Source organism: Ignavibacteria bacterium (assembly GCA_017303675.1).
In the GTDB taxonomy this organism is placed as follows: Bacteria; Bacteroidota; Ignavibacteria; order Tepidaquicellales; family OLB5; genus OLB5.
On record JAFLBX010000002.1, the window covers coordinates 1177927 to 1200190 of the forward strand.

At 38.0% G+C, this 22264-nt stretch carries 18 protein-coding genes; 6 read left to right on the plus strand and 12 right to left on the minus strand.

All coding sequences use genetic code 11. The features are described from left to right. Positions 1-15 precede the first annotated feature (15 nt). Positions 16-1059 (plus strand): glycosyltransferase family 9 protein, encoded by a 1044-nt coding sequence (locus J0M37_14690; protein MBN8586334.1) that lies wholly within the window; start codon positions 16-18, stop codon positions 1057-1059. Here the strand turns inward: J0M37_14690 and J0M37_14695 are convergent. The 3 genes from J0M37_14695 to J0M37_14705 are packed head-to-tail and all read right to left on the minus strand — an operon-like array spanning position 1048 to position 5911. Next, positions 1048-3201, minus strand: a complete 2154-nt coding sequence (locus J0M37_14695) for a T9SS type A sorting domain-containing protein (GenBank protein MBN8586335.1) — start codon at positions 3199-3201, stop codon at positions 1048-1050. The two genes, J0M37_14690 and J0M37_14695, sit on opposite strands and share 12 nt — an antisense overlap. Further along, positions 3198-4535, minus strand: coding sequence for a hypothetical protein (locus J0M37_14700; protein ID MBN8586336.1), 1338 nt, complete (start codon positions 4533-4535; stop codon positions 3198-3200). The genes J0M37_14695 and J0M37_14700 overlap by 4 nt, the downstream gene beginning before the upstream one ends. Positions 4536-4594: 59 nt before the next feature. Beyond that, the gene (locus J0M37_14705) at positions 4595-5911 is read right to left on the minus strand and encodes a T9SS type A sorting domain-containing protein (protein MBN8586337.1); all 1317 of its coding nucleotides are present in this window, start codon (positions 5909-5911) and stop codon (positions 4595-4597) included. A 210-nt stretch (positions 5912-6121) separates the two neighbouring features. Here J0M37_14705 and J0M37_14710 point away from each other — a divergent pair, with 210 nt between their 5' ends. After that, on the plus strand, positions 6122-6505 hold the full coding sequence (locus J0M37_14710) for a hypothetical protein (GenBank protein ID MBN8586338.1): 384 nt from the start codon (positions 6122-6124) through the stop codon (positions 6503-6505). Positions 6506-6511: 6 nt separating this feature from the next. Here the strand turns inward: J0M37_14710 and J0M37_14715 are convergent, their stop codons facing one another. The 3 genes from J0M37_14715 to J0M37_14725 all read right to left on the minus strand — a co-directional run bounded on the left by J0M37_14715 (position 6512) and on the right by J0M37_14725 (position 10359). After that, positions 6512-7807 (minus strand): T9SS type A sorting domain-containing protein, encoded by a 1296-nt coding sequence (locus J0M37_14715; protein MBN8586339.1) that lies wholly within the window; start codon positions 7805-7807, stop codon positions 6512-6514. A gap of 14 nt (positions 7808-7821) precedes the next feature. Continuing rightward, on the minus strand, positions 7822-9009 hold the full coding sequence (locus tag J0M37_14720) for a T9SS type A sorting domain-containing protein (GenBank protein MBN8586340.1): 1188 nt from the start codon (positions 9007-9009) through the stop codon (positions 7822-7824). Positions 9010-9099: 90 nt separating this feature from the next. Next, positions 9100-10359 carry a T9SS type A sorting domain-containing protein gene (locus tag J0M37_14725; protein MBN8586341.1) on the minus strand — a complete coding sequence of 420 codons (1260 nt, stop codon included), beginning with the start codon at positions 10357-10359 and terminating at the stop codon, positions 9100-9102. A gap of 106 nt (positions 10360-10465) precedes the next feature. Here J0M37_14725 and hutH point away from each other — a divergent pair, with 106 nt between their 5' ends. The 4 genes from hutH to gcvH all read left to right on the plus strand — a co-directional run bounded on the left by hutH (position 10466) and on the right by gcvH (position 14645). Next, positions 10466-11995 carry a histidine ammonia-lyase gene (gene hutH, locus J0M37_14730; GenBank protein ID MBN8586342.1) on the plus strand — a complete coding sequence of 510 codons (1530 nt, stop codon included), beginning with the start codon at positions 10466-10468 and terminating at the stop codon, positions 11993-11995. After that, positions 11992-12894 carry a YihY/virulence factor BrkB family protein gene (locus J0M37_14735; protein MBN8586343.1) on the plus strand — a complete coding sequence of 301 codons (903 nt, stop codon included), beginning with the start codon at positions 11992-11994 and terminating at the stop codon, positions 12892-12894. The genes hutH and J0M37_14735 overlap by 4 nt, the downstream gene beginning before the upstream one ends. Before the next feature lie 46 nt (positions 12895-12940). Continuing rightward, on the plus strand, positions 12941-14194 hold the full coding sequence (locus J0M37_14740) for a serine/threonine-protein phosphatase (GenBank protein MBN8586344.1): 1254 nt from the start codon (positions 12941-12943) through the stop codon (positions 14192-14194). A 70-nt stretch (positions 14195-14264) separates the two neighbouring features. Continuing rightward, a complete protein-coding gene (gene gcvH / locus J0M37_14745; protein MBN8586345.1) occupies positions 14265-14645 on the plus strand; it encodes a glycine cleavage system protein GcvH in 381 nt (126 codons plus the stop codon). 128 nt (positions 14646-14773) lie between these two features. Here the strand turns inward: gcvH and J0M37_14750 are convergent, their stop codons facing one another. From J0M37_14750 to J0M37_14775, 6 genes are all read right to left on the minus strand, one after another. Further along, a complete protein-coding gene (locus tag J0M37_14750; protein ID MBN8586346.1) occupies positions 14774-16786 on the minus strand; it encodes a T9SS type A sorting domain-containing protein in 2013 nt (670 codons plus the stop codon). Positions 16787-16968: 182 nt separating this feature from the next. Then, the gene (locus J0M37_14755) at positions 16969-19080 is read right to left on the minus strand and encodes a T9SS type A sorting domain-containing protein (protein MBN8586347.1); all 2112 of its coding nucleotides are present in this window, start codon (positions 19078-19080) and stop codon (positions 16969-16971) included. A 267-nt stretch (positions 19081-19347) separates the two neighbouring features. After that, positions 19348-20343 carry a ketoacyl-ACP synthase III gene (locus J0M37_14760; protein MBN8586348.1) on the minus strand — a complete coding sequence of 332 codons (996 nt, stop codon included), beginning with the start codon at positions 20341-20343 and terminating at the stop codon, positions 19348-19350. A 34-nt stretch (positions 20344-20377) separates the two neighbouring features. After that, entirely contained in the window at positions 20378-21415 is a 1038-nt protein-coding gene (gene plsX, locus J0M37_14765) for a phosphate acyltransferase PlsX (GenBank protein ID MBN8586349.1), read from the minus strand. 18 nt (positions 21416-21433) lie between these two features. Next, positions 21434-21613 carry a 50S ribosomal protein L32 gene (rpmF, locus tag J0M37_14770; protein ID MBN8586350.1) on the minus strand — a complete coding sequence of 60 codons (180 nt, stop codon included), beginning with the start codon at positions 21611-21613 and terminating at the stop codon, positions 21434-21436. Positions 21614-21692: 79 nt separating this feature from the next. Further along, positions 21693-22175 carry a DUF177 domain-containing protein gene (locus J0M37_14775; protein MBN8586351.1) on the minus strand — a complete coding sequence of 161 codons (483 nt, stop codon included), beginning with the start codon at positions 22173-22175 and terminating at the stop codon, positions 21693-21695. Between the last annotated feature and the right edge of the window lie 89 nt (positions 22176-22264).

The window sequence follows — 22264 nt, forward strand, 5'->3', positions numbered from 1 at the left end:
ATAAAAATCCTTAATGTGAAAAACGAACAGGTCCGAAGAATACTGATAATCAGATTTTCATCAATGGGAGATATAATTCTTACAACTCCGCTTATAGAGCTTGCAGCAAAGACATTTCCCTTAGCGCGTATCGATTTCTGTACAAAAGAAAGATTCACCTATCTCGTCAGGTCAAATCCAAAAATACATAAGGTAATTAAGGCAAAAAATGAACTTACCTTCAGCGCATTAAAGGACTTAAGGCTGTTGATAAAAATGAGCAATTATAATATGATAATTGATCTTCAGAATAATTTACGCTCGTTTTACCTTCGAACAGTACAAGATGCAAAAACAGAGGTTTTTAATAAACATTCATTTAAAAAGTTCCTTTTGGTTAATTTTAAAATTAACATGCTTAAGCAGGAGCCTTCTGTACTCCAGAGATATCAAAAGACTATACAAAAATATTCCGGTAAAAATGATAATGATTCAGTTACCACTCCCCTGTTATACACTGACCCGGTTTCAGAGCGGTCAATTGATAACATGCTGAATAGCCTTGAACTGGATAAACAGACAAAGCTGATATGCATTCCTGCTGTATCAGCTCATTTCACTAAAACTTACCCTGCTGAATACTACGCTGAAATCATAAATAACTTTCCTGAAGCCAATTCTGCTTTCTTTTTAACAGGCAGAGGGAAGGACAGTAATAATATTCAGCAAATCAAAGGACTAACTAAAAATAAAAAAGTATATGACCTTTGTGACAGGCTGGAAATTGAAGACCTGATCTCATTGATAAAACGCAGCTCGCTTGTAATTTGCGGTGATACAGGACCGATGCATATAGCAGAAGCATTCAACATTCCAACAATAATGTTAGCCGGGTCCAGCGTTAAGGAATTTGGCTTTTACCCGCAAAATGAAAAAGCCGTTGTTTTGGAAAATAACAGCTTAAGCTGCAGACCATGCTCACATTACGGCAGACCCAAATGCCCGAAAGGTCATTTTAAGTGTATGAGGGAGTTAACACCTGAAATGGTAACAAAAACTGTAACTCAATTATTTAACTAAAGCAATTTTAATCGACATGACATACGGTCCCTGGCGCAACTGAACAAAATAAATACCACTTGCCAAACCACTAAGTGAACTTTCCACTTCATGTATACCTCGAGTACCAATACCGTTAACAATACTTTTTACCTCCCTGCCCATCATATCATAGAGCTTAAGCGTTGTATATCCGGTTTCAGGCAGTTCGTATTTAATGGATGTTTCCGGGTTGAACGGATTTGGATAGTTTTGATAAAGAAAAAATCTGTATGGGACTGAACCCGGATCAGAAATACCAATCAACAAATTATCTATTTTAACAATTGCACCATTTAATCCAACACCAATGCCTGTATTATAGTCAATATATTCAACATTAATTAAAGAGTTGTAAATAGAAGTAGAAAAATTCCAGCTAACACCGCCATTTGTAGTACGATAAATATTGCCACCTAATGCCATTCCATTCAAATGATCATTGAATGAAAAACCGTAGAACGAACCATAGCCTGGTGTATTATTACCATAATCAATAAAAGTATTGAATCCATTTTCCGTTTTTAAACGGTAACCATACCCACCAGATGCAAAGCCTATATTTTCATTATACATATGTACTGTGTTCATCCCAAAGCCACCTGAAAATACATCAAAAATTACATTGAATGTATTACCACCATTAGTCGAGAGCATTATAGCTGCATTGCTTGGGTTGTGGCCCTGAGATATACTTCCAACCATTATTATTCTATCTGATGCAGGAAATGCTATATCCTGGATTGAAAAGCATGATGTTTGAATGGGAGGTAATGATATACATTGCCAAATCCTGCTCCAGGTATTGCCTCCATCAGTAGTCTTATATAGTGTATTCCATGTATCTACAATAATATTTTCTGAGTCATATATTGCAATATTTCTAAACTGAAAATTCACAGAATCCATTACAGCAAACCAATTTAAACCTGAATTAGTGGTTTTAAGTACATTGTTCCGGCTGGTTAAGTAAGCAATCTGGGAATTTACCATCTTTATTTTCAATATATCATTTATACCCGGCAATGAAATAATTGACCAATTCAATCCTTTATTTGTTGTTCTTAAAAGTGTTCCATTTAAGCCTGTAACAATCCCGGTATTGGCATTACCAAACGATATTGAATTTAAATGATCACGAGTAAAACTTCTGCTGACCCTTTCCCAGTCTATTCCTGTATTCGTTGTTCTTTCAATAAAACCAACGCTGCCCACTGAAATTAAACTGCTGCCGGATTTGGTGAGATCAAAGATGATAGTTGAAGTATCTGCGGAACGGTTTTCTATCCAGTTGATTCCCCCATTTGTTGTATAAAGCCTGTAACCTTCATATCCAACGGCTGCTCCGTTTTGAGCATTATAAAATTCCATATCTGTAATGAAATAACCCAAACTGTTCATTTGATATAAATTCCAGCTTGTACCGGCATTTGTTGATTTAAGAATTTTTGTTGGGGAGCCGTAGCCTTTTTGACCGCAAATTATCAGGTTCTGATTATCCGGAATATTTATTTTATCAATGTACAATGAATCATTGATACCTATATTCACTTCTGTCCAATTCAGTCCTGAATCAGTACTCCTCACAAGTTTGGGTATCATATTCTTAACGCCTGTCATGTAAGTATTGTTTCCGGCAAAAGCAATATTTGAAAAGAATTTTCCACCAGGGATGTTATTTAACTGCCATGAATTACCGGCATTTGTAGTTCTGTATACTTTCCCCGTATCATTAGTAAGCGCGAAACCAGTATTTTGATCAATGAATTTTATACACTGTATTCCGTTGCCTTCGCTAAAAGGGATTTTTCCCCAGTTTGCTCCTGCATTGGTAGTTTTCCATACGTTATAAATGCAAACAAAGCCTGTATTCTGATCAAGGAAAAACAATTCAGGGTAATCAGTATATAATGAATCAATTCGGCTGTACAGCCAGGTAATACCGGCATCACTGGTTTTGAGAAAGACTCCTCTTTCCCCAACTACATATCCGGTTTTTGAATCAAAAAATTGAGAAGATGTTAAATAATTGGCGGTCGGATATGGATTTAGCCAATACCAGTTATCCTGCGAGTGCAGGTACTGATTTAGAAGAATCACAATTACAATTAAGATTTTTTTCATTTTATCATCACCATTTTTTTACTGTCAGAATAAACAATACTGCCTGAATTAGGGTCAGTTACCAGAAGCCTGTAAAAATAAATCCCGCTTGCAAGATCATTCCCGCTCCACTCGACCTTATAAATTCCGGGCTGCAGTACTTCGTTCACCAGTGAGCCTGTTTCCTGCCCAAGTGCGTTATAAGTAATTAACCTGATATAACCCCCGCGAACTTCGCCTCCTAAAGACGAGCTGAGTTTTGGCGCTTCGAACTTAAAAACAGTAGTTGCATTGAACGGATTCGGGTAATTTTGATGCAGTTTATAAGAACCGGGGATCTCATTTGATATAATTGTAACACCTTCGATGAAGAAATTCAGCCTCGATATACCGCCGTCGCTCCGCACTGCGTAAATAGCCCCGGGTCCCCAAACCGGACCTGTCCTGGAATTAGCAAGATGGTTAAAATTACCTGATGGAGCTGTGTACTGAATAACGAACGGTGCGCCTGCATTAGAAAAGTAAACATTATTATTGCTGCGGGTATACCAGTAATTCAATGTGCCTGTAATACCTGAAATACCTGTAATTGCCCCGGTGCCGATAGAAGGATTAACTATCCAGTTAGTTCCGGCATTGGTGGTTCTTGAAATGGAATCACCGCTAGTCATTCCTGCAAGCCCGTTTTGCGGATTTATCCATATTGAATATAAATTCACATTAACTCCAGTTGGCTGCTGCACCCAGGGCAGATTTCCGGTTGAGGAATAATATATCCTTGATTTATCTGTGCCGAACCATATCCCGTTATTTACCCCCCAAACAGAATTGTTCCAGCCAAGCTCGCCGTTGGATTGAGCAAGGTATTGGCCTGTTGAATCCCAGTTCACACCACCATTTGTAGTCCTGAAAATAGACCATCTTTCTCCAACAGGGTCGCCCTGCATAAATCCGTTTGAGGCTGTCTGCATCCAGATTCCGTTTATAAAACCATTTGGCTGTGTAAATACAAGCTGCCAGTTTGCTCCTGAATTTGAGGTTCTGTAAACATATGTTGTAGTGTTAATAAATCCTGCTGTTAGGGCTGTAGTTGGGGAGATACCGAATATATTTATGAGGGAAATGTTTGCAGGCAATCCACCGCCGCTTAGATTTGCCCAATTATATCCTGCATTTGATGTTTTAATAACGGTACCGTTGTAACCGCAAACCCACGCGTTATTCGCGTCAATGTTTGATACAGATGTCAGGTTTTGGGTAACACCTGTCACCTGTTCTGTCCAGAAATACTGAGAAAATAAATTACTGCTTAGAAAAAAAATTAAAACGGGTAAAAAGTGTTTCAAGGCTTTCATCTTACCTCCTTTTTTATTATTAAGATTTAATCCGCTTTTTTATGCGGATTTTTAAAGCATTATTTAATTAAAAGCATTTTCCTGGTTTCCTTAAAGTCTCCTGCTTCCATTTGATAAAAATAAACACCGCTGGATAAATTTTTTCCGTCGAATTCCACTTCATACTCACCATTTTTCATATCTTCATTAATCAGAACCGCAATTTCAGTTCCGTTACCTGCAAAAACTTTAATAGTAACATGTGAATACTTTTGCAGTGTAAATTTTATTCTGGTAACAGGGTTAAACGGATTCGGATAATTCTGCTGCAAAGTGAACAGTGCAGGGGCTATTGTTCCGGGATCATTTATCCCAATAGCCGGATTAAGCCTGTATAAAATTATCTGGCTTTCGATGTTATAGTTGGGTTCTGTATGTCCGTTATTATTGTAATTACAGTCAGCACAAGTTACACCTGTAGTACAATTTGGGTTAGTAGGCCTGCAAAGATTCACATACGGCTCGATATCATAATTCACGGTATTGCTGTCTCCTAAAGTAACAAGCAGTGTTATATCAAGGTCCCATGGATTTACACTGGCACCCGGGCACCAGCCTGCTCTTGCATAAGGCCAGGTTCCACCCTGCGGGCTGCAGGGATTTCCGCTGCAGTCGCTTCGCCACAGGTTATGGCTCAACGTATCATCATTGACTATCAGCTGGTGATACTTCACTGAAAATTCCGCAGCATTATGTGAATTACCCTGACCGTGTCCGGTTGTTATAACTTTACCTTTTACTTTAACAGCATTGGGGTCTGCAAAAAACCTGATAGGCTGCAGGTAATTTTCAAACGGGTCTGCAGTATCACCATAAACGATATAATGATCCTGCCATAAGTTAATAACTTTATAAGGCTTATAATAAGCTTCACCTTCTATGAAAGCAAATGATATTGTTGATAGCCAGCCGCGCTGACCGCCTATCCAGCTTTCTATGTAGTGACCCAATATCTGTGTATCGTGAAGCAACGGCATATAATCTGTTACATCAAGCCAAAATGTACATGTGCCGGGATAACCGCCGCCAACAATATTATAGGGAGTGATTATTCTGCCAATTTCATAACCGGCACCAGTTGCAGTATCTGTATAAAGGCGTACCCATCCGAGCCTGTCCCACGGGTCACAGCCCGCAGTCGGGCAGCCGATAGTATATTTCATCAATATTTTTTCAAAGTGCTGAGTTGTATCAGGAAATGTTACTGATGCATAATTTACAGTAGCCCAGTTATGAAAATCATTTGTATAAGCATTAACCCATGTTGTATCCCCGGGAGCTGCTGATAAAGAATTGGAAATAAAATAAATAATTACAGCAAAAGTAAATTTTTTCATTTTCTAAATTGATAGTATTGATCAGTAATATAATTATTTAAATGTGTAATAAATATAATTTTATTTTTTCATAAACCTTTTAAGACATTTTTGTCAATATTTTTGATTGGATGTACAAAATTTATTGATAAAATTACCAAAAAAGATAATTTTAAATGGCATAGGTTTTGTAGGTTTATTAAATACTTAAAGTAAGAAGGAGAGATAATTATGTCTAAATCACACAATACCAACCGCGCAACCATTATTTCAAGACCAACAGTTCATAGAACTGATATCAGTAAACAGGATGTAAAGCTTATCAGCGAGGAAAAGAGATATCACGTAAAAACAAAACCCGGGAAGCTGGAAAAACATAAAGAAGCAGAATTTAAAGAGGAGGAAAACAGATCCACTGATAACAAACCAGCCGATGCCGGGACATTAATCAAGGATGATACAACTGAAAAACCAAAACCCGAACGCGGAGATCATAAAGATGAAGATGAAGAATTAAAGGAATCTTATGAAATGGATAACCGTAAAGCTGTAGACGGAACTGCAGACGATATAAATAACTTAGGCGGGGCGCTTAATAAACGGAATACTTTTTGATAACAGTTATTTTAGAAGTACCATTTTCCTGGTTTCTGAATATTCACCGGAAGTAATTGTATAAAAATAGACCCCGCTTGGGAAGGCTGAGGCATCCCAGTCAACTTCGTAAGTGCCGGGGCGGAGCTGTTCATTAACAAGCATTGCTGCTTCCCTTCCGAGAATATTGTGGATTTTCAAGGAGACGACCCACCGGCTCGTCTCTACAGAAGCCGGAATATCAAATTTAATTTTTGTTACCGGGTTAAACGGATTGGGATAGTTTTGGGATAGTGAAAATTGTGAGGGTATGTGTGAAGAAATTGGGTTAATACCTGTCACTCCCCCATTGGTGGTTTTAACTATTGCGCCTAACAAATCAGGATAAACCAATGTTCCGAATCCTGAACACCAACCTGTATTTGAGTTAATGAATTGTATACTGTTGAAAGTTATAGAGGAATAATTATTGGGCATACTCTGAGTAAACCAATTTAATCCGCCGTTACTTGTGTACCTGATTACTCCGTTAGCACCAGATACCCAGCCTTGAATTTCATTTGCAAAAAAGACATCTTTGGCTGTAATACCAAGAGGGGAAATCAAAGACCAATTTAAACCACCATTAGAACTTTTATAAAGATTTTCGTTGGCGATAAACCCTGTATGTAAATTTATGAAATGAATGTAACCGGAAAAACTTCCGGGGTATTGAGAAATTTGTTTCCAGCTGCCGCCACTATTCGCAGAGTTATAAATTCTATTGTTCCCTCCTATTATCCACCCTGTTTGACCTATAAACTGCATATCAAAACCTATGTTATCTACATAGATACTATTCCAGTTAATTCCGCCATTTGAGGTTTTAATTATTGTGCCGTTGCTTTTTATACAAACTACATTATTATGGTCAATAACTGATAAACTTATAAAATATGGGTTCAATGAATCAACATATTGCAATGTGTAATTAAAACCGCTGTTAGTAGATTTATAAATTAATCTGAATATAATTCCGGTATCAACATACCCATTAGCCAATACCCAGCCCGTTTGACTATTGGCAAATTTAATATCTTTTATTTCAGCATTTAAACCAAAGACTGAATTCCAATTACCGCCTCCGTTTGAAGTTCGTTCTATGTGCCCAAAAGATGTAAAACCGTTTGTTCCGTAATAAGCTGCCCAGCCAGTATTTTCGTCAATAAAATGAATGGAGTTGATACCCCGGTTCATACCAAAATATTGCTGAACCCATCCGCTTTGCGAATACAGAGTAAACGGCCCTAAAAATGAGAATAATATTATTAATATTTTTTTCATTTTTAACTGAAAGTTTATTTTAGTAAAACCATTTTCCTGGTCGCTTTGATTGAGCCTGCATTTATAGTATAAAAATAAATCCCACTTGGGAAAGCTGACGCATCCCAGTCAACTTCGTACGTCCCCGGGCGGAGCTGCTCATTAACCAGCAGAGTAACTTCTCTGCCGAGGATATCGTGGATTTTCAGGGAGACGACCCCCCGGGTCGTCTCTACAAAGGCTGGGAGATCAAATTTAATTTTTGTTACCGGGTTAAATGGGTTGGGATAGTTTTGTGAAAGAGAATACTGCTGGGGGATATATGTAAAAATTGGAGTAAGACTAGTTACACCACCATTAGTTGTTTTCCTGTTTATTCCTCCAACAAACCAGCCTGTATTAGCATCAATAAAAAATATTTTTGGATTCACACCTCCCGCAATAAATTGCTGGTTCCATGAGTTTCCGCTGTTGGTTGTATGATACACCTTTACGCCTGCTAAAGAATCACCCGAAATCCATCCAACATTGGCGTTTATAAACTGTATGGAGTTAACTCTTAACCCAAAACCCTCTATCTGATTTGACCAGTTTACACCCCCGTTTGTTGTTTTCAACAATAGCCCATTTCCACCAGTCCATCCCGTTTGTTCATTCAAAAAAAACATTGATTTGAGATCATTGGTTATCCCAGAATTAGAAAAGGTAAAATTAAGAGCATTGGTAGCTTTTAACAACACTCCGTTATTGCCACAGAACCATCCTGTTGTATTATTAATAAAAAAGACTTCGTTTAAAGAAGTGCTTGATAGAACTGAAACGGTATCCCAGTTTAATCCACCACTAGTAGTTCTAAATAACGTTCCTAATGAATTTCCAGATACTGTTCTTGAACCCGCAGCAAATCCTGTATTTTCATTAATGAAAAAAATTGAATTGATGCTTCCTGCAGGTGTAAAAATAGAAGACCATACATTTCCGCCATTAGTTGTTTTCCAGAATTGCCAGCCAGCCGCGTATCCTGTAGCACTATTTAGGAAATGCACATCAAATAAAGCCGGGTATGGATCGCTTAACTGACACTCCCAGTTCACGCCGCCATTTGTGCTCTTTGCTATTCTGCAACCAACAGCAAAACCTGGAAACCATCCTACAGCCCACCCTGTATTTTGATCTATAAAATTTATTGAAGTATATGTAGTTGGGTCGTTAGTAATCAACATATCTTGCCAACCACTTTGCGAAAGGGCAATATTAGTTAAAGAACTGAATGAGATTAATACTAAGATTATTTTTTTCATGACTAAGGCGGTTTATTTTAGCAAAACCATTTTTCTAGTTTCATCAAATGAGCTCGTATTTATAGTATAAAAATAAATCCCGGTTGGTAAGGCTGAGGCATCCCAGTCAACTTCATATGATCCCGGGCGGAGCTGCTCATTAACCAGCACTGCGACCTCCCTGCCGAGGATATCGTGGATTTTCAAGAAGACGACCCACCGGGTCGTCTCTACAGAAGCAGGAATATCAAATTTAATTTTTGTTACCGGGTTAAACGGATTGGGATAGTTTTGGGATAGTGAAAATTGTGAGGGGATATTTTCGATATCTGAGATTAATGCTGTTACACCGCCATTTGAAGTTTTAAGTATATGAGTATCACCTGAAGTAAATCCTAAATCGGCATTGATAAAAGTAATATTTCTTAGCGTAGAACTTATGCCGCTTGTCTGGTTGCTCCAGGATAATCCACCATTAATTGATTTCATTATCAAACCATTAAACCCCGTGAGATATAAAATGTTTTCATCCAGTATTAGTCCATTTGTTAAGTTAACCCCCTGAAAGTCCTGTTTTATCCAGTTCATTCCCCCATTTGATGTAATAATAACATATCGTTTTGCTGTTGCGATACCATTATCTGCATCAAAGAAATTCAGTCCGTTTAAGCCTCCGTATATATTTTCAAAACTAAATTTTCTACTCCATGAGTTACCATTATCGGAGGAATACTCTATGATACCAAAATGCTGATTAGGCAAAGCAACGCTGCTATCCCCCGCCAAAAAAATATCTGAGTTTCCGGTATAAAATGAACCTGTAAATACTGTATTTTGAATCTGTCGTTTTAACTCCCATGTGCTCCCGCCATTAGTGGTTGTTGCAATTTTTGAGTTGCCAGCCAACACTCCATTAAGCGGGTTTACAAATGATATCGTATAATAGTGACCGAAGAAATTTTGTGGTTTTATATTTAACCAACTCAAACCATAGTCAGTTGACTTGTAAACGGCATTATTGAAACCACAAATGTAAACATTTGAAGAATCGAGTACAAATATCTGATAGAATCTTTGGCCATTTGTACCGATAGAAAGCATATTCCAATTCAAACCTCCATCAGTAGAACGGTATATTTTGCCATCATCGCCCGAAGCAATAATTTTATTACTTGTTATAAACTTAATATCATTTGAGATGTATGTGTTGAATACAGTTTCCCAACCATTTTGGGAAAATATAGGGAAAGTTATTATGAACGTTAGAAGAAAAAGTAATGATATTTTTTTCATAACCCAAAGGAAGTTAGTTACCTAAACTTATATAATACAAACAAATTAAACAAGCTAAATTGTTATTATCTTTAATGTTTAAACATATTAAATTATATTTGTTGATATGAAAAAAACGCTAATTAACGGTGAAAATTTAACGATTTCAGAAGCTAAGGAAATTGTTGATAATTTTTTACCAATCGGAATTTCAAAAGATGCAATAACCCGTATTAAAAGATCAAGAAGTGTTATTGAAAAATGGATAAAAAATGACGAGGTTATTTACGGGGTCACAACCGGGTTCGGTGAATTCAAAGATGTAAAAATACCGCAAAAAGATATTGAAAAACTGCAGCATAATTTAATTATATCTCATGCCGCGGGAGTCGGCGAACCACTGCCGAAGAATATTGTAAGACTGATGCTGCTCTTAAGAATAAATTCACTTGTAAAAGGCTACAGCGGCGTTAGATTAGAGCTTATTGAACAGCTGATAAAAATATTTAACCTCGGTATTACCGCTTATATTCCCTCACAGGGTTCTGTTGGCTCATCCGGTGATCTTGCGCCTCTTGCGCATCTTGCATGCGTTCTGATAGGTGAAGGCTACGCCTATGATGGTAGAGATGTTCTGCCTGCTAAAGCAGTGCTTGCTAAGCACGGCTTAAAGCCGTTCAGGCTGATGGCAAAAGAGGGTCTTGCACTCATAAACGGCACACAGATGATGACAGCGTACGCTGTTGAAATACTCAACCGCGCAGAAAGACTATCCAAGCTAGCAGATATTTCCGGCGCGCTCAGCATAGAAGCATTAAAGGGCACTGATACTGCATTTAAAGATATATTACAGCAGGTCAGACCTCATAAAGGACAGATTAACACTGCTGCAAATCTGCGCAAGCTTTTAAAAGGCAGTGAGATAAGGCTTTCTCACATTGATTGCGGTAAGGTTCAGGATGCGTATTCTTTGCGCTGTATGCCCCAGGTTCACGGCGCAGTTAAAGATACAATTGAATATGTAAGCGGTGTTGTAACTACCGAGGTAAATTCAGCAACTGATAATCCGTTAATTTTTGCGGATTCAAACGAACATATCGAAGGCGGTAATTTCCACGGTGAGCCTGTAGCTTTGGTAATGGATTTTCTGAAGATAGCATTGAGTGAGCTTGCAAATATAAGTGAGCGCAGAACAGCGAGACTTGTAGACGGTTCATTAAGCGGACTGCCGCGCTTTTTAACATCAAAAGGCGGACTGAATTCAGGCTTAATGATCGCTCAATATACTGCTGCTTCGCTGGTTTCTGAAAACAAAGTGCTTTGCCATCCTGCTTCGGTTGATTCAATACCAACAAGCGCTAACCAGGAAGATCACAATTCATTGGGCAGCATAGCTGCAAGGAAATGTTTTGAAGTGCTGAACAATGCAGAAAAAGTAATAGCCATTGAAATATTATGCTCATGCCAGGGAATCGATTTCCTGAAACCGCTTAAATGCGGCAGTGGTACAGCAGCCGCATATGATATGATACGAAAACATGTAAGCCATATTGATGAAGATATTTTAATGAATGATCATATCCAATCAGTTTGTGATGTGATATTCCATGATGATTTTATAAACAATGTAGAAAAATCCGGCGGGATGCTTCATTGAAAAAAGCAAATACCAAGAAATCAAAGAAATTTGACCTGAAGAAAGTTTATGGTGAGCTTAAATATTACGCCATAGGTTTTTATAATAAATTTGATGAAGATCATGTATGGATAATGTCTGCAAGCATTGCTTTCAATATTATTATATGTATAATCCCGATAACACTTATTTTAACTTCAATCCTCGGTTTCTACCTCCAAAGAGAAGGAGCAGAGTCATATTTAAATGATGCTTTGAACAAAGTGGTCGGATTGACCCCGGAGTTCAAAACTAAGATCATAAATCTTGTGCTTGGTGCAATAGATGAGCTTTCCAAGAATTCAACACTCACCGCAGTGATTGGTTCAATCGGAATTTTGTGGACAGCCAGCGGTTTATTCAGTACAATTCGTGACGTGTTGAACAGGATTTACAAAACCAGAAGCGATACTTTTTATCTATGGGCTAAACTGCGTGATATGGGGATGGTTTTTCTGATTTTAACAGTATTTCTGCTTTCTTTTTCATCAACATTCATACTTTCCATATTCCAGGCTGTGGATGAATCCTTTTTTGGTGATACAATATTGAAGCTTGGCTTCACTACTACCCTGCTTACGCATACAATTGGACTTATATTTACATTTATAATGTTCTATTTAATCTTTAAACTTGTACCTCAGGGATTTGTAAGCCAGAAAGTCGCCATAATTTCGAGTATCACCGCTTCAATACTTTATGAAGCCCTGAAATACCTGTTCATTATTTACCTGGTTTCATTTGCAAATTACCAGCGGGTTTACGGAACATACGCAGCGATTGTCGCAGTAATTTTCTGGCTTTATTATTCATCTTTAACATTTGTAATCGGCGCAGAAGCAGGTCAATTATACAAGGAAAAAAAACTCTTAGGCGAATAAACATTCAGTAATGAATATTTAAAATCACAATTGATACTTAGATTTATTGGAACAGAGAAAACTATATAAAACACTGGAAAATGCTTTTAAGCATTTTCCTGATTTTGAAAGCGACAAGCAGCTTTTAAGCTATGTACTGAAAGAGGTGATCAATCATGAAAATATTGAGATCACAGGCGGCAGGCTGTGGGAGCTTAATGATTCAAAAACTTCTTACATTATGGCTGAGCAGCATGGAGAAGTTGAAAAAATAAGAAAAGGCTATGCTTTAAAGCTGGCTGATTATACTATATTTTATGAAGTAGGCAAAAACCGTTCTGTGCTGGCAAAAGAAACCGATAAGTATCTCAGCAATTTAGGTATTCATTTGTATTCAGCCACCGGAATAGGCGACAGGTTCAAAGTTAAAGATATTCATGGCAAAGACCAGTATTTATACCAGTATATCATGGCATTCAATTCACGTGAAATGAATGTAAACCTTATGAATACGATGAACATTATAAGTACCTCAGTAAGCTCTATGCTGCGCACGCGCGGTATTGAAAAAAAAGCGCGTGCAATTGAAAAGGATCTTGTTAAAGCAAGAGAGATCCAGAGAAGTATTCTACCTGAACATGAACACAGCTTCGCCAACTATGAAATTTTCGGTATTTCAATTCCTGATAGAATTGTAGGCGGTGATTTTTTTGATTACCTTACTTTCGGGAATGAAAAGGATAAAATAGGTATAGCAATAGGTGATGCCGCTTCAAAGGGATTTTCAGCGGCAGCGCAGGCGCTGTATGTATCTGGGGCTTTAAAAATGGGAACAGAGAACGAGCTGAAGATGACTGCGGTTATGAAAAAGATCAACTCCTTAGTTCACAGGGTATTCCCGGATGAGCGATTTTTAACCCTGTTCTATATGGAGCTTTATAAGGATACAAAAGGACTGTGTTTATATGTAAATGCGGGTCACAATCCGCCAATACATTTAAACTATGAAACAAACAGCATGGATACGCTTGATGCGACTGGCCCCGTACTAGGTCCCGCACCAGAGCAGGATTACACAACTGATTCGCTTTACCTTAACAAAAATGATGTAATGGTACTTTATACAGACGGAATTGTTGAAGCTGCAAATTCAAAATTTGAATTCTATGGTGAAGACAGGCTGAAAGAAGTGATATTAAACAGCAAGAATTTTTCAGCCAAAGAGATCTGCGCCCATATAATAGAAGATGTACAGAAATTTTCCAACCGCGGTAAATATTCTGATGATAAAACCGTGGTAGTAGTAAAACGAGTAAAATAGAATTGTAATTAAACAAAAATTTTCAGTTCAAATTTAAAATATTATTTATCAATCTTTAATACTTAAGAAAATGAACATTCCAGCAGATTTAAAATACACAAAAGACCATGAATGGGTAAAAGTTGAAGGCAGCACCGGAACCGTTGGTGTTACCGATTATGCACAGGGCGAGCTTGGCGATATAATTTATGTAGATGTGACAACTGTAGGTAATGATGTTTCAATGGGTGATACTTTCGGTACGATTGAAGCTGTAAAAACAGTGAGCGATATGTATGCCCCGGTTTCAGGCAAGATTGCTGAATTCAATTCAGCGGTAAATGATAATCCCGCAATTGTAAACCAGGACCCATACGGCGCAGGCTGGCTGGTTAAGATAGAAATCAGCAATATGGGTGATCTGGATTCATTGCTCTCACCGGAAGATTACAAAAATTTAGTAGGCGGATAGGATTTTTTTGTCATTCTGAACGAAGCGCAGCGAAGTGAAGAATCTAGAGAAAAACAGTCTGGATCCTTCGCTTCGCTCAGGATGACAAGATCTTTTGTCCAACCATATAAAGAAGGTATCATTAGAAACTACTTCACAAGCACCATCCTATTCGTTTCAACAAATCCTTCTGTTATCAGCGAATAGAAATACACTCCGCTAGCAAATCCCGTGCCGTCCCAATCAACTGAATAACTCCCCGGTTTTAGCTGCTCGTTTACAAGGGTTGTTATTTCTCTACCGAGAAGATCATAAATAATAATTTTAGCATTTGACTGGTTAGGTATATCAAAATTAATTTTAGTAACCGGGTTGAACGGGTTTGGATAGTTTGGTTCTAAGGCAAATTTATCAGGAATTTCTGTACTTAAGATAGTAACCCCTAACGGAGAAATAGTCAACGCGCCTGTTGTAAGTTTTGAGCTAACCACAAAATCACTGCCATCAATAGTGTTATTATTGTTTTTATCATACCAAAGTGCGGTCAGTATATCATATACTCCGGGTGCAGTATTGCACGGAATATTAAATGTACGTGAATAATTTGCAGTTCCGCTTGTAAAATTTCTTTTTACATCTCCTGCCGGATCGCTAATCCAGTTTGTTGTGCCTGCCGGAGCAATTGATGCGCCTATCATTAAGCTAGCAGAGCCGCTTGAGGTTACGTTATTATTGATTGTTATCTGCGCGCAAGGATTTGAATTAACCGGCACCGGCGAAGATGTATTTATTACAGCCGTGGTACCAAGAGTTACCTGCCAGTTCTGAGGCGATACGTTGTAATAGTGAGCAAGAATCTGCTGCCATGTTTTAGTACCGTATGAGTGCGCCGTACCCTGCCCGCATGGGCTTGAAGTACTTATAACCCTGCCGGTTGCCCAGCGAACTGTCCCCCATTGGCACAGCCCGCGCCCGTGACCGTTAGGTGAAAATCCGGTACAAACCGGGTCTGATATACACGGCCACGATGAACCTGTACCGGAGTATCCGTTGCCGCAGCCTTTATTGTTATTTTCAGCTGAGTATTCAGAGCGCACTACTCCTGATGAATTGGTTAATATATAGCCAAAAGTATTATCTATAGCGGAACTTGTATTGGTAGATGTAACGCTTCCCATAAACTGGCAGTAAGTATTATCACAAATATCATAGTTTGAATTAATTGGATTATAAACATAATAAACTGCGTAAGACCGCGCAGCTACTGCGCATGCCTGCAGTGAATTCATGCCCCCTGATAGATTACCCCAGCAGGCATATATTTCAGCGGGCAGAACATATTTTAAATAAGTTTGCAACGAATAAACTTCTACAGTTGTGCAGTTAGTACCTGTGCAGTTCCTCCCAACTCTGATATTTAAAGGAACAACAAATCCCGTTACAGCCATATCAGGAAACAGAGTTTGCGGGGTGCAGTCACTGCACCTGCTATCATGTGGTAAAGTATTTAGCGAAAAGTTATCACTCCCCTGTTTTAGTCTAACGGTAAAGATGAAATCGGTGTTTGGGGTTATCTCGAAATCCTTATAAATTTTTGTACTGTATGGAGTCTTTTCAAAGTTAAGTGTTACAAGAGTTCTTTTATCGCAGTTGGCGGGAAAATACAGCTCAAAATATCCATCAGCATCCGTAGTGCCCAATACTCTTAAAGAGGCATCTTTAATTGTTGTATTGCCGAGTGGAGCGCCTGTATTTTCATCTACCACATAACCAAGCAGCAAAGCTGCATCGGGCTTAAGCAGCGATTTGATACGGAGTGTATTTAACTTTGTGCTTACTGCTAAAGGATCGAGGAATATACTGCAATTTATGGCATTAGCTTTGATATCAAACGAAGTCTGTGAGCTTTGATACCCTGATTTAAATACCGTAATGGAATAAGTGCCTTCGGCAAGTGATACTGAATAATTATTCGATTGCAAAGCTTGAGGCGTGATGATATCCTGACCAGTGGATGTATTATAGATAATAAGTTTTTCTGGTATGACGGATACTCCGGTTTCACTTGAATAGAATTTGAGATCAATATTACCTGCAAATGCTGTGGTTTGAACTAGTAAGGTTAGTATTGAGAATAATGTAAAAAGTATTTTTCTTTTCATTTATCAATAATTTAATCAGTTGTTGGTCAACTTAGAAACAAGTCTTGCAAGACCAACAACGGGATAGCCTATTTAATTAAATAAAAATACTCAATACTTAAGGGAAAAGAAATAGTAATAGATGTAAATAATTGTTTCATCTTCTTGTGTAACCAATGACTCCAAAGTTACGGAAAGAATGATTATTTAATTAATACCATACGCTTGGTTTCTATAAAATCATTAGTTACCAATGAACAAAAATACACTCCGCTTGCAAAACCCGTGCCATCCCAATCAACTTCATAGCTGCCGGGCTTGAGTTGTTCATTTACGAGTGTAGTGACTTCTCTTCCGAGGAGATCGAAAATGATCAACTTCACCCCCAGCCTCTCTCCGAAGGAGATGGGGGCAGATGAAATATCGAACTTAATTTTTGTAACCGGGTTGAAGGGATTTGGGTAGTTTTGTTGGAGTGATAAAGACTGGGGTAATTGATTAGTAGATATTTGCATACCTACAAATGTACCACCCGACGTTGTTTTTAATATCATTCCATTACTACCAGCAATCCAACCAATAGAATTATTAATAAAACAAATTGAACTAATTATATTGGATACAGTACTAAATTGCAAATTCCAGGATATACCTCCGTTTGTAGTAAAATAAATATCACTAGATGCATAATTTGTTGTAGTAAAAAAACCATTATTACTATCGAGTAAAAATACTCTGTTAAAACTATATTGTGGTCCAAATATCAAAACATTCCAGTTCAAGCCACCGTTAGTAGTTTTTAACAGCATATTACTGTTACCCGGATTCAGACCGGCAGCCAAACCGGTTAAACTGTTGCAAAAATGAATTGACTTCATATATCCAGGCCAATTACCACCATATTGAAGGATCCACGTTGAACCTCCATCAGTTGTCTTAAGTATCTTTTGCCCGCTGCCCGCTGCCCATCCGGTTAACCCATTCATAAAAAAAATGTCATAATAACCTCCACTAAAACCTGAATTCACGCCATTCCAGTTAGCCCCTCCATTGGATGATTTAACAATAGCATTGTTGAAATCCAATCCGAACAAATTCAAATTATCAACCGGATATATTTTGTTCATTGAGTAATTTGCCGCAACGATATTCCAATTAATGCCACCATTGATGGTCTTCATAACATGTGTGCCTGCTGCCCAACCAGTATTATTGTTAATAAATCTCACTGACCTGAAGTTCACAGCAGAATTATCAAATTGATTACTCCAATCACTGCCTCCATTCAAAGTATTAAACAAACTTCCATTGAGTCCTGCAGCCCAACCTTTTTGATCATCCACAAAATAAATATCTTCAAAACTGTTTGAGGTTATTTTATTTGTCAAAAGAATCCAGTTTGAACCTCCATTGGTCGTTTTTACTATTACACCAAGGCTGCCGGCTGCAAAACCTGTGAGAGTATTGAGAAAATTAACTGTCTTATAATCATCAGGCGATGGGTCAGGTTGAACTATCCAGTTATTTCCAGAATCAGTTGTTTTCAAAATTGATGAGCCAACTGCCCAGCCTGTTTGAACATCACAAAAATGAATTGACCCAAGATAAGAACCAAAACTCAGAGAAGTCCAGTTTAATCCGCCGTTTACTGATTTATAAATATTCCCATTTTCACTCGTTATCCAGCCGGTATTGTTGTTTGCAAAGAATACAGCCGTAAACCGGTTACTTGTACTTGATTGAATTGTAATCCAAACATTACCGCTGTTTGTAGTTTTTAAGATCGTGCCATTCCAACCAACAACCCATCCGGTATTTACATCATTGAAACAACAGCTTAATAATGGTTCAAGAGTTCCGCTTGATGAAGAATCCCAATTAAAACCTGCATTTGTTGTTTTAAATATTTTACCATTATGACCCACTGCAAAACCTGTTTGTGGATTTACAAATATTATGGACTCTATTGTTACAAGATAATTCAAACTAAAAGCTGTCCAATTATGTCCCGAATTACTTGTCCGTAAGATCTTTCCCTGAGAAGAAACAAAACCAGTCGAATTATTTATAAAGCAAATTGAACGCATGTACACATCTTCGATATGACTTGAATTTGTCCAGTTATAACCTAAGTTTGAAGAATTTAATATTGTTCCTCCATCACCAACTGCAATAACGTTGTTATTATCAATCATGAGAATATCATAAATAGTATTCCCCTGAGGCAAAGGATTCTGCCAAAACCAGCCACTTTGAGAAAATGCATTACTTATTGAGAGAAATATTAGAAAGGAAAGAATGCTTAGTTTTTTCATAACCAAGGATTTTAGTTAATCAAAATTAAATGCTTTTTTTAGAAAAAACAATAGATTAAGGATTGAGACTTTTTGAGGCAAACAATTAAAAAGCAGGCTTTTGGAGTCCTTTTTCTGTATAAATTTTACAAAAATATTCTGAATTCCGCTGAACTTGAATGAATGCAAAAAAAGTGGTGTCAGGTATATACCTGACACCACTGAATATTTTATACCGAATGAGATCCTTCCCTAACTAACTTTGTTAGTTTGCTCAGGATTTGGAGGTTAATATGCCCACTTAAGTAATATTGACCCCCAAGTATAACCTGCACCGAAGCTTGCGAGTACCAGGTTATCACCTTTTTTGATCTTTCCTTCTGCCCAGTATTCACTTAAGCAAAGCGGTATTGTTGCAGCCGTTGTATTTCCGTATTTATGGATATTGACCATTACCTTATCATGCGGAAGTCCCATACGGTCAGCGCATGCGGTCAGGATCCTCATATTTGCCTGGTGCGGCACTAGGTAAGAAATATCCTTAGCTTCAAGTCCGTTGCGCACCATAATTTCATGGGAAACATCAGCCATACCCTTAACAGCATCTTTAAAAACATATTTGCCTTCCTGGTAAACATAGTGCCAGTCTTTATCAACGGTTTCGTGAGATGAAGGATTCAGGCTTCCTCCGCCCAGCATATGCAGATACTTTCCGCCCGCTCCATCAACGTGCATGTTAGTATCAAGTATTCCGTATTCCGGATCTTCAGAAGGTTCAAGCAGAACGCATCCTGCACCATCTCCAAATAGAACGCACGTGTTCCTGTCCTTAAAATTTGTGATGGTTGACATTTTATCAGCTCCAACTATCAGCACTTTTTTATACATTCCGCTTTCAATGAACTGCATTCCGGCAACTAGCGTGAAAATAAAACCAGAGCAGGCTGCAAGCACATCGAATCCCCATGCATTTTTAGCGCCGATCTTTTCCTGGATAACACAGGCGGTAGAAGGAAACAGCATATCCGGTGTTACAGTGCCAACCAATATCAGGTCCAGCTCTTCAGCTTTAATTCCGCGCCTTTCAAGAAGCATTTCAATAGCTTTTACAGCCATAAAAGACATCGGCTCGCCATTTGTCAAAATGCGGCGCTCACTTATACCGGTTCTGGTTTTGATCCATTCATCATTTGTTTCAACAATTTTTTCAAGATCAGCATTAGTAAGGACTGTTTCAGGTACATAATGTCCTACAGCTGTTATAGCGGCTCTTACTTTTCCCATAAAATTTTATATCTATAAAAATTTTTAAATTATATCAGTTTTCAGGCAAAAAATCCTTGATATCTTTGATCTTTTCTGCGATAATATCGTTTATTCCCGCTCTTGCCATCTGTTCTGCCTTAATTGCCATATTCATTATTGCGCGCGGCGATGACCTGCCGTGTCCGATAATTGAAATTCCGTTTACACCAAGCAGCGGAACTCCGCCGTATTCCTGGTAATCAAAATCCTTTAATATATCTTTAAGCGTGCCGTATGCCATACCGACTTTCATCTTATTAACAAAACCTCTATCAGCGTAATCTTTGAATTTAGTTTTAAGCAGGTTTAAAACGCTTTCAGCGAATTTAAGTACAATATTCCCTGTAAAACCATCGCATACAATAACATCTGTTTCGCCTTTCATTATATCGCGCCCTTCAACATTGCCAATAAAATTCAGCCCGCTTTTTTCAAGCAGATCATAAGTTTCAACGGTAACAGCATCACCTTTGGATTTTTCTTCTCCAACGCTTAGCAAGCCAATTTTGGGGTTATTTATCCCGTAGATATGATTTGCAAAAACCGAACCCATTACAGCGAACTGCACAAGCTGCAGAGGCTTGCAGTCAACATTGGCCCCGACATCAAAAACCATAGTTATGCCGCGCTCAGTCGGGAATCTTGATCCGATAGTGGGTCTGGATACATTTGCAATTCTGCCGAGAGTGAAAAGTGATGCAGCCATAACAGCGCCTGTATTGCCGGCACTGATAAAGCCATCGGCTTTACCGTTTTTGCATAACTTTAATCCTGAAACAAGCGATGAATCAGGTTTTTTGCGAATAGCTTCGGTTGGACTTTCATCCATACCTATAACATCTTCGGCATTATGTATATTTATTCTTGAACTATCGTAAGTGTGTTTTTTGAGCTCCTGCTCTATAAGCGATAATTTACCCACAAGCGTGATATTAATACCTTCGCATGTGCGCACTGTTTCAACGGCTCCTGCAACTTCGTTTACAGGAGCGTTATCTCCACCCATTGCATCCAGGGAAATGGTGACTTTATCCTTTGCCCCTTTGCTCAATTTACCGGTTTATTTAATTTATTTTTTGGGAATTACTATTGAGCGACCGTCATAAAAGCCGCAGCCGGGACAAACCCTGTGCATTAGCTTTGTTTCGCCGCAGTTGGGGCATGACATTGTGCTGGGAGCACTAGCCTTATAATGAGTTCTTCTTTTTCTGCTCCGTTGTTTTGAATGTTTGCGCTTTGGATTCGGCATTATATCACCTCTATATTATTCTTTTACTTAATTATTAATTTCTTATTTTTATAAACTTTTAATATTGATGCCCAGTAACTTAATACTTATCGTCATCTTCTTCTTTTTCAACAATAATATCTTTCCAGAATTCCTTTGTTCTTCCGCACCATGAACATGAACCATCAGGTTTTTCGTCAGGAAGCTTTTTCATAGGAACTGTTAATATAACAGCCTCTTTGATATCATTGGTTATATCAACTGATTTTATATGCGGACTGTAAGTCCTTATATAATCTTCATTGATTTCCTCTTCACGGGGAGACTTCTGAACAAAAACTAGCTCAAATTCTGAAGTTAACGGTTTTTCAAATTTTTCCAGGCACCTGTCGCACTCAAGCAATATTGTGCCTTTAAGCTGCGTTTTTATATCAAGCTGATGTGTAGTTTTAAACAACTCAAGCTTTATTTCGAGCGGATCCTTTACAAATCCGTCATCAAGACCTATTTCTTTTCCGTCAGAAATAAGCTCGAGAACCTGTGAACCTTCGTTTAAAGAACCAATATTTATCTTAATAGCCATAATATCCGCTAAAAAGCACTATTTTGCCCAATTTTTGTAGAAAATCTAACAAATATAAGAAAAATTAATTAAATTTTAAAGTAACAGTT